Raw genomic sequence first — 777 nt, forward strand, 5'->3', positions numbered from 1 at the left:
GCGAGTACAACGAGGACCTCATCAAGCTGGTCATGCACCAGTCGCGCATGCCCGACTGGTGCAAGGCGGACCTCAACGCGCTGATCGCCTCGTGCCGCGTTGCCGCCAACCGCGTCGTGGAAATGGCCGAGCGCTTTGGCGACGACGTCTTCGTCTCGGCCACCAACCTCCTGCTCGATCGCAACTACCGCGCGATGAAGCAGCTGATCGAGAGCTCGATCGGCGAGGAGAAGGTCTCCTTCGAGGACTACATCTGCGACGACGGCATGGGCTACGGCCCCTACAAGATCAAGTGCACGATGTGGCGCGAGAACGGGCGCGTGGTGCTCGACTTCGACGGCACCGACCCGCAGAGCCAGGCCTCGATCAACATGCTCTTGAACGAGAACATGATGCGCATGTTCTTCGGCATCTACATGATCATGGTCTTCGATCCGCAGATCCTGTTCAACGACGGCTACTACCCGCTGATCGACATCCGCATCCCCGAGGGCTCGCTTCTGAAGCCCAGGTTCCCGGCGGCCCTGTCGGGTCGTACCCACGTGCTGGGACGCCTGTTCGACATCATGGGGGGCCTGCTCGGCCAGAAGACGCCCGAGTTCCTCAACGCCGCTGGCTTCTCCTCCTCGCCGCACCTGTTCTACGCAGGCCACGACAAGGAAGGTAAGTGGTTCCAGCTCTTCCAGATCGGCTTTGGCGGCATCCCCGGGCGTCCGATGGGTGACGGCCCCGACGGCCACTCGCTGTTCCCCGGCTTCACCAACGTGCCCAACGAGT

1 protein-coding gene is annotated in these 777 nt (G+C 62.9%); it reads left to right on the top strand.

Annotated features, from left to right (window positions below; translation table 11 throughout):
* Window positions 1-777: hydantoinase B/oxoprolinase family protein (locus HT136_RS26095; RefSeq protein WP_214202660.1), on the top strand; the 777-nt coding region annotated here is incomplete at both ends.

The sequence above is a fragment of the Novosphingobium profundi genome (assembly GCF_018491765.1).
GTDB lineage: Bacteria > Pseudomonadota > Alphaproteobacteria > Sphingomonadales > Sphingomonadaceae > Novosphingobium > Novosphingobium profundi.